Annotated in this window: 16 protein-coding genes and 1 tRNA gene; 5 read left to right on the top strand and 12 right to left on the bottom strand. The window is 65.4% G+C overall.

Translation table 11 applies throughout. The annotated features are described in order from the left end of the window. Window positions 1–98: 98 nt before the first annotated feature. Together yaaA and E0702_RS13165 are read right to left on the bottom strand one after the other, a co-directional pair. Window positions 99–878: a peroxide stress protein YaaA gene (gene yaaA, locus E0702_RS13170; RefSeq protein WP_132044625.1), complete on the bottom strand. Its 780-nt coding sequence runs from the start codon at window positions 876–878 to the stop codon at window positions 99–101. A gap of 93 nt (window positions 879–971) precedes the next feature. Next, on the bottom strand, window positions 972–2,003 hold the full coding sequence (locus E0702_RS13165; RefSeq protein ID WP_132044571.1) for an NADP(H)-dependent aldo-keto reductase: 1,032 nt from the start codon (window positions 2,001–2,003) through the stop codon (window positions 972–974). Window positions 2,004–2,212: 209 nt separating this feature from the next. Here E0702_RS13165 and E0702_RS13160 point away from each other — a divergent pair, with 209 nt between their 5' ends. Next, entirely contained in the window at window positions 2,213–2,728 is a 516-nt protein-coding gene (locus E0702_RS13160) for a tetratricopeptide repeat protein (protein WP_132044569.1), read from the top strand. A gap of 62 nt (window positions 2,729–2,790) precedes the next feature. Further along, window positions 2,791–3,291 carry a 3'-5' exonuclease gene (locus tag E0702_RS13155; protein WP_132044567.1) on the top strand — a complete coding sequence of 167 codons (501 nt, stop codon included), beginning with the start codon at window positions 2,791–2,793 and terminating at the stop codon, window positions 3,289–3,291. Window position 3,292: 1 nt separating this feature from the next. Here the strand turns inward: E0702_RS13155 and E0702_RS13150 are convergent, their stop codons facing one another. The 7 genes from E0702_RS13150 to E0702_RS13120 form a co-directional block, all read right to left on the bottom strand. Beyond that, entirely contained in the window at window positions 3,293–3,847 is a 555-nt protein-coding gene (locus E0702_RS13150) for a TIGR00730 family Rossman fold protein (protein WP_132044565.1), read from the bottom strand. 271 nt (window positions 3,848–4,118) lie between these two features. Further along, window positions 4,119–4,640, bottom strand: coding sequence for a DUF501 domain-containing protein (locus E0702_RS13145; RefSeq protein WP_132044563.1), 522 nt, complete (start codon window positions 4,638–4,640; stop codon window positions 4,119–4,121). After that, complete coding sequence (locus E0702_RS13140; RefSeq protein ID WP_132044561.1) at window positions 4,621–4,938, bottom strand: hypothetical protein; 318 nt, start codon at window positions 4,936–4,938, stop codon at window positions 4,621–4,623. Before E0702_RS13140 ends, E0702_RS13145 begins: the two co-directional genes overlap by 20 nt. A gap of 64 nt (window positions 4,939–5,002) precedes the next feature. After that, window positions 5,003–5,473 carry a Cys-tRNA(Pro) deacylase gene (gene ybaK, locus E0702_RS13135; protein ID WP_132044559.1) on the bottom strand — a complete coding sequence of 157 codons (471 nt, stop codon included), beginning with the start codon at window positions 5,471–5,473 and terminating at the stop codon, window positions 5,003–5,005. Then, window positions 5,470–5,877: an acyl-CoA thioesterase gene (locus tag E0702_RS13130; RefSeq protein ID WP_132044557.1), complete on the bottom strand. Its 408-nt coding sequence runs from the start codon at window positions 5,875–5,877 to the stop codon at window positions 5,470–5,472. The genes ybaK and E0702_RS13130 overlap by 4 nt, the downstream gene beginning before the upstream one ends. Window positions 5,878–5,938: 61 nt before the next feature. Next, window positions 5,939–6,751 (bottom strand): hypothetical protein, encoded by an 813-nt coding sequence (locus E0702_RS13125; protein WP_132044555.1) that lies wholly within the window; start codon window positions 6,749–6,751, stop codon window positions 5,939–5,941. 75 nt (window positions 6,752–6,826) lie between these two features. Beyond that, entirely contained in the window at window positions 6,827–7,261 is a 435-nt protein-coding gene (locus E0702_RS13120; RefSeq protein WP_132044623.1) for a hypothetical protein, read from the bottom strand. Window positions 7,262–7,312: 51 nt separating this feature from the next. On the opposite strand from E0702_RS13120, the gene E0702_RS13115 reads away from it, so the two are divergent. Next, window positions 7,313–8,476, top strand: coding sequence for a MalY/PatB family protein (locus E0702_RS13115; protein WP_132044553.1), 1,164 nt, complete (start codon window positions 7,313–7,315; stop codon window positions 8,474–8,476). Window positions 8,477–8,619: 143 nt separating this feature from the next. Here the strand turns inward: E0702_RS13115 and E0702_RS13110 are convergent, their stop codons facing one another. Then, entirely contained in the window at window positions 8,620–9,567 is a 948-nt protein-coding gene (locus tag E0702_RS13110) for a tetratricopeptide repeat protein (RefSeq protein WP_132044551.1), read from the bottom strand. Window positions 9,568–9,816: 249 nt separating this feature from the next. Further along, window positions 9,817–9,893 (bottom strand) — tRNA-Met (locus tag E0702_RS13105). 188 nt (window positions 9,894–10,081) lie between these two features. Between E0702_RS13105 and phbB the strand changes: the two genes are divergently transcribed. After that, the gene (phbB, locus tag E0702_RS13100; protein ID WP_132044550.1) at window positions 10,082–10,828 is read left to right on the top strand and encodes an acetoacetyl-CoA reductase; all 747 of its coding nucleotides are present in this window, start codon (window positions 10,082–10,084) and stop codon (window positions 10,826–10,828) included. Between the two features lie 94 nt (window positions 10,829–10,922). Here the strand turns inward: phbB and E0702_RS13095 are convergent, their stop codons facing one another. Beyond that, on the bottom strand, window positions 10,923–13,697 hold the full coding sequence (locus E0702_RS13095; protein WP_132044549.1) for a DUF349 domain-containing protein: 2,775 nt from the start codon (window positions 13,695–13,697) through the stop codon (window positions 10,923–10,925). A gap of 242 nt (window positions 13,698–13,939) precedes the next feature. On the opposite strand from E0702_RS13095, the gene minC reads away from it, so the two are divergent. Further along, entirely contained in the window at window positions 13,940–14,674 is a 735-nt protein-coding gene (gene minC, locus E0702_RS13090) for a septum site-determining protein MinC (RefSeq protein WP_132044548.1), read from the top strand. Window positions 14,675–14,690 lie beyond the last annotated feature (16 nt).

The raw sequence follows: 14,690 nt of genomic DNA, 5'->3' as shown, positions 1-14,690 counted from the left end.
ATCGCCACTCAATGGCGGTTTCGCCACCCTGTAGGAGGCCGGGTCCCCCGGGCGATTGGAGACCGGAGGCCTCCCCGGATGACGTCTCCCATATAGGCTCAGGCGGCGCCTTCGGGGCGCGTAAAGACCAGGGTGTCACCCTCGCTCATGGCGGCGTTGAAGCGGTAGCCGGCCACGTTGAACTCCTTCAGGCCCTCCGGGTCGTCGAGGCCTTCGCGGATCATCCAGGCCGTCATCAGGCCGCGGGCCTTCTTGGCGTAGAAGCTGATGATCTTGAGCTTGCCACTCTTCTCGTCCTTGAACACCGGGGTGATCACCCGGGCCTCGAGCCGCCTGGTATCGATGGCCTTGAAGTACTCGTTGGAGGCGAGATTGATCAGTACCGGACTGCCGCTGGCCGCCACGGCACGGTCGAGCTCGGCGGTGAGGGTCTCCTTCCAGAAGGCATAGAGGTCCTTGCCCGCAGGGTTCTCGAGCCGCGTCCCCATCTCCAGGCGGTAGGGCTGGATCAGGTCCAGCGGGCGCAGAAGCCCGTAGAGCCCCGAGAGAATGCGCAGATGCTGCTGGGCGAAGGCGTTCTCGTCATCCGTGAAGGTGTCGGCCTCGAGCCCCACGTAGACGTCGCCCTGGAAGGCCTGGACCGCTGGCTTGGCGTTCTGCTCAGTAAAGGGCGTGTGCCATTCGGCGTAGCGAGCGGCATTGAGGGCGGCCAGCTTGTCGCTGATGCCCATCAGCTCGGAGAGCCGTTGTGGCGAGTAGTCGCGCAGGATCTCGATCAACTCCTGGCTCTGTTCCAGGAAGTCCGGCTGGGTGTGGTGGGCCGTGGTGGCCGGGGTCTCGAAGTCCAGCTTCTTGGCGGGCGAGATCACGCTCAGCATGGGGCGCTCCAGATCCGATGAAGTGAGCATGGAGTATATCAAGCACGCCCAGACCCGGGGGCTATCGGGTCGATAGCCCCCGGGTGATGGGCCTCAGGGCGCGGGATTGGAGTAGCGGCGATGAACGTCCTCGATCGCCTCCAGCACCTGGCCGTCCAGACGCAGGGATTCGCTGGCCAGGTTGCTCTCCAGCTGAGTCATCGAGGTGGCGCCGATGATATTGCTGGTCAGGAAGTCTCGCGAGTTGACGAAGGCCAGTGCCATGCGAGCGGGGTCCAGGCCGGCATCCCGGGCAATCTGCACGTACTCGGCGGTGGCGGCCTGGGCCTGGGGGTTGGTATAGCGCTGGAAGCGTTCGAACAGGGTCAGCCGGGCCCCCTCGGGGCGGGCGCCATCGAGGTACTTGCCGGAGAGCATGCCGAAGGCCAGCGGCGAGTAGGCCAGCAGCCCCACCCGCTCGCGGTGAGCAATCTCGGCCAGGCCCACCTCGAAGCTGCGATTCAGCAGGTTGTAGGGGTTCTGCACCGCGGCAACCCGCGGCACGCCCTGGGTCTCGGCCAGGTGGAGGGCGCGCATCACGCCCCAGGGGGTGTCGTTGGAGAGTCCGATGGCACGCACCTTGCCGGCGTCTACCAGCTCCTTGAGAGCGGCCAGGGTCTCCTCCAGCGGGGTGGCATCCTCCTCCTCGTCGTGTGCATAACCCAGCTTGCCGAAGAAGTTGGCTCTGCGTTCCGGCCAGTGCAGCTGGTAGAGGTCGATGTAGTCGGTCTGCAGGCGGCTGAGGCTTGCGTCGATGGCCTGGTGGAGGTGGTCGCGGCTCAGCCGTGGGCCGCCGCGGATATGCTCGGGTCCGGGGCCTGTCGCCTTGGTGGCGAGGATGATGTCGTCACGGCTGCCGCGGTGCTTGAGCCAGCTGCCGATATAGGCTTCGGTGCGTCCCTGGGTCTCCGCCCTCGGTGGTACCGGGTACATCTCGGCGGTATCGATGAAGTTGATGCCGAAGGCCACCGCGCGGTCGAGCTGCTCGTGGGCCTCGGCCTCGCTGTTCTGTTCACCGAAGGTCATGGTGCCGAGGCAGAGGCGGCTGACCTCGATGCCGGTATCGCCCAGCGGTCGCGTCTGCATCCTGACGTCCTCGTGGATCGGGAAATGGAATCGGCATGGTAGCCAGGCCCTGCCAGTGCGGCAAATGACCGGGGTTGAGTCGGCGCAAAGGCGGGCGTATGCTGGCCGCCCGTTGCGCCCCGTGGACCGGGGCTGGGCAGACATCAGACGCCGCGCACAGGGCGGTGCGGAGTGTCTTTTTCTTGTGATACAGGATCCGGTAGAAGGCCATGACGCAGGCATCATCACTGTTCACCCGGCTCGAGTACCGCCTGGCGGAGCAGCTCTTCCATACCCGCTGGCTGCCTCGTTCGCCGCGCACCCAGCGCCTGACCATGCACCTCTTCCAGCGCTGTGCCGATGCCGGCCATCCGGCGGCGCTCTCCCTTTATGGGCATATGCTGTTTCACCGCGCCATGTCGCCCCAGGACAAGGCGCGCGGTGCGCGCTACGTGCTGGAAGCGGCCAATGCCGGCGACTCCCGTGCCCAGTATCAGGCGGGGCAAATCTACGAGCATGGCTGCGCGCTCTATCCACGCCGCGACGACCACGCCGTGACCTGGTATGCCCGTGCCGGCGAGGCGGGGCATCCACTGGCCGCCGAACGTCTGGCGCGCGCCTATCGCGGGGGACAGCTGGGGCTGGCGGTGGATGCCGAGCGTGCCGCCCACTGGCAGATGCTGGCCGACCACGCCGCCGGTTTCGGTGAGGGGCTGGACAGCGCGGAAACCGAAACGCGACACTAGCGAGGAGGCGCCAGCGAGCTGGCGCCCCTTCCTGTTTTCCGCCGCAAGGACTCCTGCCCACCGTGACGCTACCGGCCCTGCTCGATATCGAGGCGTCTGGATTCGGACGCGGCAGCTACCCCATCGAGGTGGGGTTGGCCCGACCGGATGGCAGCAGCTGCGCCTTCCTGATTCAGCCCCTTGCCGAATGGACCCATTGGGACCCCAAGGCCGAGCTGCTCCACGGCATCAGCCGTGCCCGGCTGCAGCGCGAGGGGTACCCCCTGCGTCAGGTCGCGCAGTGGCTCAATGACGAGCTCGGTGAGCTCAAGATCTGCTATAGCGACAGCTGGGGTTACGACAACACCTGGCTATCGCTGCTCTTCCACCACGCCGGCATGTTGCCGGCCTTCCGCCTGGAGGCGCTGCGCAAGCTGCTCAGCGAGGAGCAGCTTATGCTGTGGAAGCCCACCAAGGAGGCGCTGATCGAAGAGCTGGGCATCCTGCGACATCGGGCCGGTGAGGATGCCCGGCTGCTGCAGCTCACCTATCAGCGTACACGGGAACTGGCTGGCGAGGCCTGACTCAGCGCGGACGAGCCAGCTGTGCCTCCAGGATATCCAGCAGTTCGAGAGGGTCGGTCGCGTCGAGCACCTCGGCCCGGGTACGGGCATTGAGAAAGCCCTGTTCCACGGTATTGTCGAGGAAGCTCAGCAAGGGGGCGTAGAAGCCTTCGCTGTCGAGGACGCCGATGGGCTTGTCGTGAAGCCCCAGATAGTGCCAGGTCCAGGCCTCGAAGAACTCCTCCAGGGTGCCGATACCCCCGGGCAGCATGATAAAGGCATCGGCATGGGCCGCCATGCTGGCCTTGCGCTCGTGCATGTTGCGCACGCGAATCAGCTCGGTCAGCCCGTGGTGAGCCTGCTCGCGATCCACCAGATGGTCCGGCATGACGCCGATGACCTCGCCGCCGGCCTCCAGGGTCGAGTCGGCCAGGGCCCCCATCATGCCGATGCGAGCCCCGCCGTAGACCAGGGTGTGGCCACGCCTGGCCAGTGCGTCGCCCAGCCGCTGCGCATCGGCCAGGTACTGCGGGTCACGGCCTTCCCGTGAACCCAGAAAAACGCAGAATCTCGCCATGCTCTTCTCCTCGATGATAATGCCCATACTGGCGGGCTCGGTCTTACCCTGCAATATCTTGAAGTCTAACGAAAAAGGGCGCCGTCAGGCGCCCTTGTCAATCGCAGGAGTCTCGCTCAGCGGGCGGCGTCACGCTTCATGGCATCACGCAGCAGCTTGACGCCGGCAACGGAGATGCCGACCAGGCTGGCGACCAGGGCGAGGCTTGCTACGACATGAATATCGAAATACATCATGGGCTCCTTTGTTGAGCGGTCTAGGGTCAGGGGGCTCAGGGCAGGCAGTCGACGACGCCGTATTCGGCATCCATCCAGCGGCCGATGACGTTGTCACCGCACAGATGGTGGGCGTATTGGGTATGCAGGCAGCGCACCTGGTCCCAGTTGGCGATACCGCCGATGCCTCGCTCCGTCAGCACACCATCATAGCCCAGTTGCATTACCTCTGCCTTTTGTGGCGCGCTCATGTGCCGCCAGCGGGCGGTGACATAGTCGCGATGGCTGGCGTGGTAGGCGGCGAGCAGCTCGGGCTCTTCCTGCAGGCGCGCCTCGAGACGCTTGATGGCGCCATCGGCTTCGATGCGCGAGATGACCACCTTGAGACGCTCGCAGCTCAGCCAGTAGAGGGTCGGAAAGGGTTTGCCATCGACGATCGGTGCCATGCGCAACACCAGGGGGGTGCCTTCGCCATCGACGGCTGCCACGGCCTCGATGCCGCGAGGGGCACGGCCCAGCTGCTCGCCGATGATCGCCAGCTGGCGAGGGTCTGGCGGGTTATCGGTGCGTATCACCATCGTCGGGCTCTCGTAGAAACTTGTTGGACTCGCCAACGGCCAGGAAGAAGGCCCGATTGAGCTGCTCCGGGGTGGGCACGTAACGCCACTCCCGCTCGCAGTACTCTGCGGCCCGCGCCATCAGAACATCATGGAGTCGATTGAACGGCGCATCATAATCGTAGGGGTCGGCACCGAACAAGCGGATATGGGGGTAGTCGGCGAAGCGCTCGAGAAAGTAGTGCCGCAGCTGCGCCTCCATGGCGCGGTGGCGCTCGGTATCCTCCGGGTCCAGCCAGAGGGTGTAGCGGATGGTCATGGCGGGCTCCTGTGGGTGCATGGCCCGGGCTTGCCCGGACATGGTGGGGCGGCCAGGTGGTATCTTAGCCGCGGGCGAGCGCTGCCAGGCGTCCGCCGGTCAGCCTGAGCAGATCGGCAGGTGCCAGGCAGATCTCCAGGCCACGGCGACCACCGCTGACATGAATCGACGCCAGGACCTCGACGCTGGCGTCGAGGAAAGTCGGCAGGCGCCGCTTCTGGCCCAGGGGACTGATACCGCCCAGCACGTAGCCGGTGGCCCGCTGGGCCTCCTCGCCCTCGGCCATCCGCGCCTTGCGGGCGCCGGCGGCGCGGGCCAGGGCCTTGAGGTCGAGCTGGCTCGAGACCGGCACGATGGCTACCACCAGGCGGCCATCATCGAGCCTGGCCAGCAGCGTCTTGAAGACCTCATCGACCGAGAGCCCCAGTGCCTGGGCGGCCTCCTCGCCATAGGCGGGACTACGTGGGTCATGAGGATACTCGGCCAGCGTGAAGGCGATGCCGGCCTTCTCCAGCTGCTTGACGGCGGGGGTCATGCCTCGGCGGGCTCCTCGTGTAGATGCGCTTCCAGGGATTCACGTAGCGCGCCCTCGATGGGAATGGATTTCTTGGTAGTGTGGTCGAAATGCACCATTACGGTATGGCCCAGGTTGGTGAGCTGACCCTCCTGTCGCGCCTCCTGACTGACGGTAAAGGAACTGTTGCCGAGCCGTGAAATATAGGTGCGAATCTCGATCTCCCGGCCATACTGCAGCTCGGCGCGATAGTCGACTTCCATGCGGGCCATGATCAGTCGCCACTTGCGCGGGTCCAGGTCCGGGGTGAACAGGCGGAAGAGGTCGTTGCGCGCCAGCTCGAACCAGGCCGGCAGTCGCGTGTTGTTGATGTGACCCAGGGCGTCGGTGTCGTAGAAGGCGGGCTCGATCTTGCGGATAAACATCTGGCGTTTCCTTGTGGTTATTGCTCCAGGCCGAATAGCGTTGCGCCTGGCTGGCGCCTGGTCAAGTCCTCGCGGCTCGTCGCGCTCCCAGCCACCCCTGAAAGCGGGTCCAGGCGATGAGCCAGAGGGTGGCCACGGCGAAGCCGGCCAGGGTGCCCAGCGCCAGGCCCAGAGTGGGGTAGGTGAACGAGACGCACAATGCATAGCTGAGCAGTGAGCCGAGCCCCATCGGGTAATGCTTGATCACCGTGGCCACCGGCCCCGGGCCGTGGTTCAGATGCAGGATCACCAGGAAGGGGTACATGGTGACCGGAAAGGCAGCCATCACGCCTGCCCAGGCCGCCGGCAGTACATGGGCCAGGCCGGTGATGACGAAGATGATCACGGCGGCGAGCAGGGCGCGCACCATCAGGGCGCCCCAGGAGAAGCGCCCGGCGGGTCGCGCCACGCTCTCGGGCACATGGCGATAGAGCCAGGTAAACAGCGCAATGGCGGCCAGGGTGGTCAGGGTGCCGGTGATGCGGTCGAACTCCACACGAGTGAGCACCAGGCTTACCACCAGGAAGGCGGCCAGCCCCACGGCGGTGCCGGCCAGCACGCCGGTAAGCCCGGGGCGGCGACCGGCCAGCAGGTAGCCGCCGCCCAGCGCCAGCGTGGCCGTGAAACCGGCCAGGGTGTGCACGGCACTCTCGGCGGCGAAGCCCGGGGAGAGCTCGAGGCCGATGAAGAACAGCGCGATGGCGGTGCCCAACGGGTAGCCCGCCAGCAAGCCGGCAACGCGCGGGCTGACGCGCACGGCGATGGCGCCGAGCCCCAGCACCATGCCGATCGAGACCACCAGCTTGGCCAGCTGCCAGCTCAGGGGAACGTCCATATCGCTTTCCTTATCCGTGTGAAAGGGCAGTTGCCATTATTGTGTTGCTCAGGCCCGGATGCGTGCCGTGCGGCGCTAGACGAGGCGCAGGCCGCAGCGGTCCTGCCAGGCGGCGGGCAGGGCGTCTGCCAGCGGGTCATGCAGGTGCATCGGGAGTGCCGACTCGGCCGCCTCCAGCGAGGCGAAGTCATGATTGCGCAGCCAGCAGTAGGCCCAGGCACAGGCCTCGTCGGTGTCATGGGGAAGTGGTCGAGCTGGCATCTGCGCTAGCAGGAAGGTAGCAGTTCGTGCCGCCCACAGCGGGACCTCCTCGCCATTTGCGGCCTCGCTCCAGGCCCTCAGGGTGGTGGCATCGGGCGTGGTTTCCGGCAGGCCGATGCGCGTCACTCGGGCGGTCTCGGCGAGCAGCAGGGCCAGCCGCTCCGGTGTGTCCTGCCCCAGCTCGAGCCACTGGGCGATCAGCTGCGGCATGCCGCGGCGCATCTTGGCATAGAAGTCATCCTGGGGCATGGTCGTGGGCATGAGGCCATCCTGGTCTGCGAGTCAGAGGAGTGAGTGTGCATGGGGTTCGATTTTGCCACGCCGGTTGAGCGTCGGCACCCGTCCGGCAACTGGCCGTCACAGAAATGGCATCGTCATGGCGAGGAGGTGCTGCCCCTGTGGGTGGCCGACATGGACTTTGTCTCGCCCCCGGCGGTCATCGAGGCACTGCGTGCGCGGGTCGATCACGGTGTCTATGGCTATGGTCTGGTGCCGGACTCGCTGCGTGAGACGCTGTGCGCCTGGAGCGCGGCCCACTATGGCTGGACCATCGCGCCGGAGTGGCAGCACTGGCTGCCCGGGGTGGTGCCGGCGCTGCATCTTGCCAGCCTGGCATTGACCGAGCCGGGCGACGGGGTGCTGACGGTCACACCGATCTATCCGCCCTTCCTCAAGGTGGCGGAGCATACCGGGCGTCTGCCTCAGCAGGCCGCCATGCGCGAGCCGTCCTCTCCGGATGAGCCCTGGCGCCTCGATCTCGAGGCGCTGGAGGCGGCGATTACCCCCCGAACTCGCTTGCTGCTGTGGTGTCATCCCCATAATCCGACCGGGCGGGTGTGGCGCCATGAAGAGTTGGCCGGCCTGGCCGAACTGGTGGAGCGCCATGATCTTTATGTGGTCTCCGACGAGCTGCACTGTGATCTGCTGCTGGAGGCTGGCGCCTGCCATCAACCGCTGGCCGCGGCCTTTCCGGTACTGGCGGCTCGCACCATCACGCTCTGGGCGCCCTCCAAGACCTTCAATCTGGCCGGACTGACAGCCGCCTGCGCGGTGATTCCCGATACGCGGCTGCGCCAGCGCTTCGCCGCGGCGGCGAAGGGGATGATGCCGGATGGCAATGTGCTGGGGCTGGTGGCCGCCGAGGCCGCCTATGCTCGAGGGGAGCCCTGGCGACAGGCGTTGCTCGAGGTGCTGCGTGGTCACCGACAGATGCTGACGGAGAGGGAGAAACACTGGCCCGGGGTCGGCATGGCGCCGCCGCAGTCCACCTATCTGGCCTGGCTCGATCTGCGCCAGGCTGGGCTGGGAGAGTCACCCCAGCAAGCCTTGTTGGAGCGCACCGGGGTGGCGCTCTCCGATGGTGCCGACTTCGGCTGGCCTGGCTTTGTTCGGCTCAACTTCGGTACCACCGCCACACAGCTGGAAGCGGCGCTCTCTCGGCTGGATGGGGTGCTGAGCGAGTGAGCGCCCTTTGGGCTGGTGAGGGGTGAGCGCCGCTGCGCGTGGTGAGTGCGCTTCGCGCTTGTGAATGGCGAGTCGTTAATCGTTGCCACTCACCACTCACCACTCACCACTCACCACTCACCACTCACCACTCACCAGCTGGATCAGTAGAGCATGGTGAACAGCTTGCGGCGGTAGCTGACCGTCAGCGGATGATCGGCGCCCAGGGCATCGAAGACCCGTAGCAGGGTCTTGCGTGCGGCATCGTCGCCATAGCTGCGGTCGGCTTTCATCAAGGTCAGCAGTCCCTCGAGGCCCGTTTCGTAGTCGCCGTCGGCGACTCGGCGCATGGCGCGCAGATACTGGGCTTCGCTGTCATCGCGCTCACCGAGGGCGGCAAACTCTTCGGCGGAGGGGGCCTCCTCGCCGAACTCGATGCTGGCCCGCACGCCTCTGGCCGGGGCGGCATCGCGCTCTTCCGGCGGCAGATTGTCGAGCACACTGCGGGCCTCATCGGCGCGCCCCTCGGCCACCAGGGTTCGCGCCAGCTCGATCTGGTAGGGGATATGCTCCGGATACTGCTGGACCAGCTCCTGGTAGATGGCGCGGGCACCGGCGGCATCACCGGCGGCCAGTGCCTCGGCGGCCTGGTCTTCGGGGCTCGCCGGGACATTTTCCGGCGCCGGGAAGTAACGCCCCAGCCACTCGCGGATCTCCTTCTCGGGTAGTGCGCCCTGGAAGTGATCGACCAGGCCTCCCTGGCTGACGAGCTTGACGTCGGGCACCGAGCGCACCCCCAGCTGGGCGGCGATCTCCTGGTTCTCGTCGATATTGAGCTTGGCCAGGAGGAAGGCGCCCTGGTATTCGTGGGCCAGCTTCTCCAGCACCGGCATCAGGTTCTTGCAGGGACCACACCAGGGTGCCCAGCAGTCGAGCAGTACCGGCACCTGCATGGAGAGCTCCAGCACCTGCTGGATATTGCTGGCATCGACGTCGATGATGACCTCGGGAGCCTCGCCTGCTTCTGGCTGGGAGGGCTGTGGCTGGGCTTCCTGCGGGGCACTGGTATCGGCGGTGAGCGGCTCACCGGTACGCGGATCGACGATGGACATGGTTGGATTCCCGGAAACGAGTGTGTTTGCTCAGGATATGCGGGTGAGGACGGCCGGATTCAAGGGGAGAGGGAGAGGGAACCGATGACCTTCGGGTCATGGGCACGAAAAACGCCGACTCCTGAGGAATCGGCTTTCTCGATATTGGGTAGCGGGGACCGCTGACTCTGAAACGAGAGAGAACCGATGGCCGCCGGGCTATGAGCACGAAAAAAGCCGACTCCCTAAGGAATCGGCTTTTTCGATATTTGGTAGCGGGGACCGGATTTGAACCGATGACCTTCGGGTTATGAGCCCGACGAGCTACCAGACTGCTCCACCCCGCATCAATGTAGGACATATTCTACACGGGATTCGCCTTTAGTCAAGCCCTCCCCTCAAACGCTCGTCCCTTATGCCCTCGATGGGCCATACTGAATCCGGCTTGTCATCAAGGTGACAGCTTGAGCAAGAACAATGCGATGTCCGGCCGATGCTGTCGGATCGTAGTGTCATCATTTTCAGGGAGATTTACATGGCCAATTCATCACGCGTCGCCTGGGTCACCGGTGGTACCGGCGGCATCGGCAGTGCAATTTGCCGCTCACTGGCCGCCGAAGGCTACAAGGTAGTGGCCGGTTACCATAACCCGGAGAAGGCCAAGGCCTGGCTCGAGGAGCAGAAGGCTGCTGGCTTCGACAACATCGACATCGCCGGAGTCGACCTAGTCGACTACGACGCTTGCGTGAAGGGTGTCAAGGAGATCGAGGAGAAGCACGGCCCCATTGACGTTCTGGTCAACTGTGCCGGCATCACCCGCGACGGCACCATGAAGAAGATGAGCCCCGCGCAGTGGCACGAGGTCATAGATACCAACTTGAACAGTGTCTTCAATACCTGCCGCAGCGTGGTCGAGAGCATGCTCGAGCGGCAGTATGGCCGAATCATCAACATCTCCTCGATCAATGGCCGCAAGGGGCAGTTTGGCCAGGTCAACTACGCCGCCGCCAAGGCGGGGATGCATGGCCTGACCATGTCTCTGGCGCAGGAGACCGCTACCAAGGGCATCACCGTCAACACCGTGTCGCCGGGCTATATCGCGACCGACATGATCATGAATATCCCCGAGAAGGTGCGCGAATCGATTCGTGAGACGATCCCGGTGAAGCGCTATGGCAAGCCCGAGGAGATCGGTCGTCTGGTGGCTTACCTGGCCGACGAGGAGTCCGGCTTTATCACCGGTGCCAATATCGATATCAACGGCGGCCAGTTCATGGGTTGACGCCGGTTTCCTTCCGTCTTGTTACGGGCAGGATCACACGGGAGCGCGGGGGATACCTCGCGCTCCTGTGGCGTTCAGGGGGCGGGAAAAGCGCTCAGGGAGGGGGCAGGCTCGACAGTCGCTCCAGCATATGGTCCAGCTCGCTGACATTATGCTCCCAGAGTGCAGGGGGAACCGGCCCGATGGCGAGCAGCTCGACCAGCACGCTGCGTACCTCTTCGGCTCGGGAGGGTTCGCGGCCCAGGTTGTCATTGAGGCGCTCGACCTGAATCGCCAGACGCAGAGGCTCATCACGATGGCTGACGCTGCCCTCAGCCAGTAGCGCAAGGTGCACCCGGGTGCGTGCAAGGCGTTCTTCTACCGTATCAAGGGGGGGGCTGTCCCGGCGCGCGGCATTGCGGCGGAAGTGAGCGCTGCGCATGTCCTCGGCAAGCATCTGGCCTTCCGGCAGGGGGACATCGCCGGGTTCGTTGCCCGCCAGGTGCTCGGCATCCGCCTGCAGATGGGCATCGAGCAGCGGCCTCACCTCCTGCCAGTCGGTTACCTGTTCGATCACCGCCAGCCTCTCCAGCCGTTGGCGCCTAGCACGCACGATGCCCGACCAGCGCCGACGCATGCCCTCGCTACGGCGGCCACCGGGAAGGGGCTCCAGTGTGGCAGCCTCGGCGATGGCCTGGGTCAATATCACCTCGTCACTTGATCGGACAGGCTGCCAGCCATGCAGACGATTGATCAGGCCCTGCATGGCATTCAGTCGCTCTTCGGCACGGCGAACACGATCGTCACGGGCCGCTTCGCGGCTCGCGAAAATGGTGTCGCAGAGGCCGCGGAACTCACGCCACAAGGCCTGCTCTTCGCCCTTTGGGGCTCTGCCCAGCGCTCGCCAGCGGCGCTGGAGCTCCTTGGCTTGTTCGGCCCGCCTGGCTGCCGGTATCTCTTTTTCTTCCGATAGTTGTCGAGCCTTATCGACAAGTTCGTGCTTGGCCTCGGCGATCTCCCGGGCGCGCTGATCGATCAGCGCTTGAAGGCGGTGGCGAATGGCGCCGAAACGTCGGCCGATGGCCTCCGCCTTATCGCGTGGAACCGGTGAGGCTCGGCGCCACTGATCTCGAGCACGATCACGGATCTCACGCAGAGCGTCGGGGTCGGCCTCCTGTGCGGGGTGGTCGAGAAGCGTCTCAAGTTGTTCGCAGAGCGCGATGCGTGTCGCCAGATTATTGGCACGTTCGGACTCCAGGCGCGCTCGCCATGGCGCCAGACGCTGATGAATGCGGTCCGAAGCGGTGCGGAAGCGTGTCGACTGCTCACGATTGGCAGCGGCATCGCCCAGTGACTTCCACTCTTTCACCAGCTGACGGTGGCGTCGGTCCAGGACCGTCTCTACGCTGGTCTCGTCATCGGCTAGCGCCTCAATACTAGCAACCAGCTGTTCACGCTTGGGGCCGGCCACGAACCCGCGCCAGTCGCGCAGTTCGGCCAGCCGTGCGCCAAGTCGCTTAACGCGTGCCTCCAGGGGGCGAAGGGTGGTGGGGTCTACCTTATCGGCAAGCTGGCGAAGGTGTTGATGCAGGCGGCTGGCAGGCTTGAAGGCACCGCGCTCCAGCAGGCATTCGAGCTCATCGAGCTGTGTCTCGAAGTGTTCTAGCGAGACATCGTTGGATGGGGTGCGGTGTTCGAGGCGTTGGCGAGAGGCGCTAAGCAGTGGGGTGGGGGCCAGGCCGTCGGGCCAGTCGATTGCCGTGAGCAGCGCCTTCAGGCGCTCCTTATCACCGTCTTCGAGAGCACGCTCCAGGTCGCCGGCCCGCTGGTCGAGGCGAGCCCAGGCACTACCGATCTTCTCGATGCGCCCCAGGGCGGTGTCGTAACGCCGGCGCAGCGCTGCATCGGTGACATGCTGGTCGGCCAGTTCCTGCCAGCGGTGGGCCAGTAGGCGCTTCTGAGAGCGCAGGCTGGCGATATCCTGGGCGCCCAGTGTTTCGCTGCGCTCGAGTGCCTCGATACTCTCCTCCAGCGCTTCCACCAGGCTTGCGCTGGCCTGTTGAGCATCTTCGCGATGTTGATGGGCCGCGGCACTTGCCCGCTGCTGGGCTTCATGATCCTCGATCACCTTGCGACAGCGCAGGCAGGCGTCATGATAGCGACGCTCCAGGCCTGGGTCTGGCGTATCCTCGAGCTGTTGCCACTCGCGCATCAGGTGGCGCAGGCGGCCGGCATAAAGGGGCTCCCAGGGTGCGCTTGCATGGCGCTCCAGTGCGCTCACTAGTGTTTCGCGGCGCTCCCTGGCGGCGGCCAGCTGTGCGGCATCGGCACGCCGTCGATTGAGCCGCTCGCGGGCCTGGCGCACCACCTGGCGGTCACGCCTTGCTTCACGCACCAGGCGTGATAGACCTGCGTCACTGTCGACCCTTGCCGCTGCCGCATGGCGCACGGCAGCAATGCCGTTGTCGCACGCCTGGCGTACCAGGGCGTCCTCGTCATTAATCCGCTCGATCGCTGCCAGACGCAGTTGCTGATTGTCACCCTCCAGGGCAACGGTCTCGAGCAGCTCTGTCTCACTCAGGCGGGCGACCACGGCGACCCGTGCGGAAAGCTCGAGCCGCCCCTCCTTCCCACAAACCAGTGACGTCAGGCGTCGCTTGAGCTCCGGCGAGCGTGTCGCCTCGCCGAGCAGAGCGATTAGGGCATCGGGGTCCTCGAGCCGGGCCAGTGCCGCGGTCCGCACGCCCGGGTCGGCGTCCGCTGCCAGTCGCTCCAGAGTATGGCGCTGGTCGTGACGGGTGGGGTCGAGGCGCTCGATGGCCTGGCGGCGCACGCCGGGGTTAGGGTGCTGCCAGCGGGGAGCAAAGAAGCGGCGAAGGAGTCCGGACATTGGCTATCCTGGCGAGAGGAGCAGGTGTGTTAAAACGCATCTGCTCATATCATTGTTGGTCAATCGGGCAAGGGCTATCTAAGCATGCGGCGCCGCTGGGGAAAAGTCCGTGCCACGGGCCCCTGTGGTTATATGGCGACACTGACAGATAAGGTGTGTCGCGCGTATGATGGGAGTTGCAGGGGCAGTAGGAGTCGCTTAGCTTTGACTTTACTCCCATCACAGCGACCTGGAGTTCGGCAATGAGCCTCAAACTGGACAGGGAAAGCACGGCCTTCACCTTCAAGGGAGGCATGCTGCCGATGACGGTCATGGAGCTGACCAGTGCGGACCCCGAGCTGATCCGCGATCAGCTCGCCGGCAAGCTCAGCCAGTCGCCGGCCTTCTTTCAGCACACGCCGGTGGTGCTCAGTGTCGAGAAGCTCGACGAGCCTCACCTCGCCCTGGAGCGCATCTGCGCCGTCTGCCGGGCTCACAAGCTGCTGCCCGTGGCGGTGCGCGGGGGATCCGATCCGATCAAGCAGTCGGCCTGGGCACTGGGTCTGGGCTGGTTTCCACCCCAGGAGGCCGGCAGGGCTCGCCCTCTGGAAAGCGTTGCCGCCGATGAAGAGGCGCCGGCCGAGCTGGCGGTGCCAGCGGATAGTATCGGTGGTGGACGCATCTTTCGTGGCACGGTGCGCTCCGGGCAGCAGATCACCTCCCCCAGCGGTGATCTGGTGGTGATCGGGGCGGTCAATGCCGGCGCCGAGGTGCTCGCGGCGGGCAGCGTGCACGTTTACGGCGCTCTGCGTGGACGTGCTCTGGCCGGCATCCATGGTGATGCCCTGGCCGGCATCTTCTGCCGTGAGCTCCACGCCGAGCTGCTCTCGGTGGCCGGGAACTACAAGCGCCTCGAGGACATCGACCGGCGGTTGCTGGGCACCCCGGTACAGGTTCGCCTCGATGGGGATCAGCTGGGCATCACCTCGCTCACCTGAGCGGTATCTCCGTCGA

Source organism: Halomonas marinisediminis, from assembly GCF_004347715.1.
In the GTDB taxonomy this organism is placed as follows: Bacteria; Pseudomonadota; Gammaproteobacteria; order Pseudomonadales; family Halomonadaceae; genus Halomonas; species Halomonas icarae.
This window is presented reverse-complemented; position numbering and strand designations above follow the sequence as displayed.

Coding starts and splice junctions, on each gene's coding strand:
- yaaA (WP_132044625.1), bottom strand. CDS start 878: ATGCTGAGCGTGATCTCGCCCGCCAAGAAGCTGGACTTCGAGACCCCG.
- E0702_RS13165 (WP_132044571.1), bottom strand. CDS start 2,003: ATGCAGACGCGACCGCTGGGCGATACCGGCATCGAGGTCAGCCGCCTC.
- E0702_RS13160 (WP_132044569.1), top strand. CDS start 2,213: ATGACGCAGGCATCATCACTGTTCACCCGGCTCGAGTACCGCCTGGCG.
- E0702_RS13150 (WP_132044565.1), bottom strand. CDS start 3,847: ATGGCGAGATTCTGCGTTTTTCTGGGTTCACGGGAAGGCCGTGACCCG.
- E0702_RS13145 (WP_132044563.1), bottom strand. CDS start 4,640: ATGGTGATACGCACCGATAACCCGCCAGACCCTCGCCAGCTGGCGATC.
- E0702_RS13140 (WP_132044561.1), bottom strand. CDS start 4,938: ATGACCATCCGCTACACCCTCTGGCTGGACCCGGAGGATACCGAGCGC.
- ybaK (WP_132044559.1), bottom strand. CDS start 5,473: ATGACCCCCGCCGTCAAGCAGCTGGAGAAGGCCGGCATCGCCTTCACG.
- E0702_RS13130 (WP_132044557.1), bottom strand. CDS start 5,877: ATGTTTATCCGCAAGATCGAGCCCGCCTTCTACGACACCGACGCCCTG.
- E0702_RS13125 (WP_132044555.1), bottom strand. CDS start 6,751: ATGGACGTTCCCCTGAGCTGGCAGCTGGCCAAGCTGGTGGTCTCGATC.
- E0702_RS13120 (WP_132044623.1), bottom strand. CDS start 7,261: ATGCCCCAGGATGACTTCTATGCCAAGATGCGCCGCGGCATGCCGCAG.
- E0702_RS13115 (WP_132044553.1), top strand. CDS start 7,313: ATGGGGTTCGATTTTGCCACGCCGGTTGAGCGTCGGCACCCGTCCGGC.
- E0702_RS13110 (WP_132044551.1), bottom strand. CDS start 9,567: ATGTCCATCGTCGATCCGCGTACCGGTGAGCCGCTCACCGCCGATACC.
- phbB (WP_132044550.1), top strand. CDS start 10,082: ATGGCCAATTCATCACGCGTCGCCTGGGTCACCGGTGGTACCGGCGGC.
- E0702_RS13095 (WP_132044549.1), bottom strand. CDS start 13,697: ATGTCCGGACTCCTTCGCCGCTTCTTTGCTCCCCGCTGGCAGCACCCT.
- minC (WP_132044548.1), top strand. CDS start 13,940: ATGAGCCTCAAACTGGACAGGGAAAGCACGGCCTTCACCTTCAAGGGA.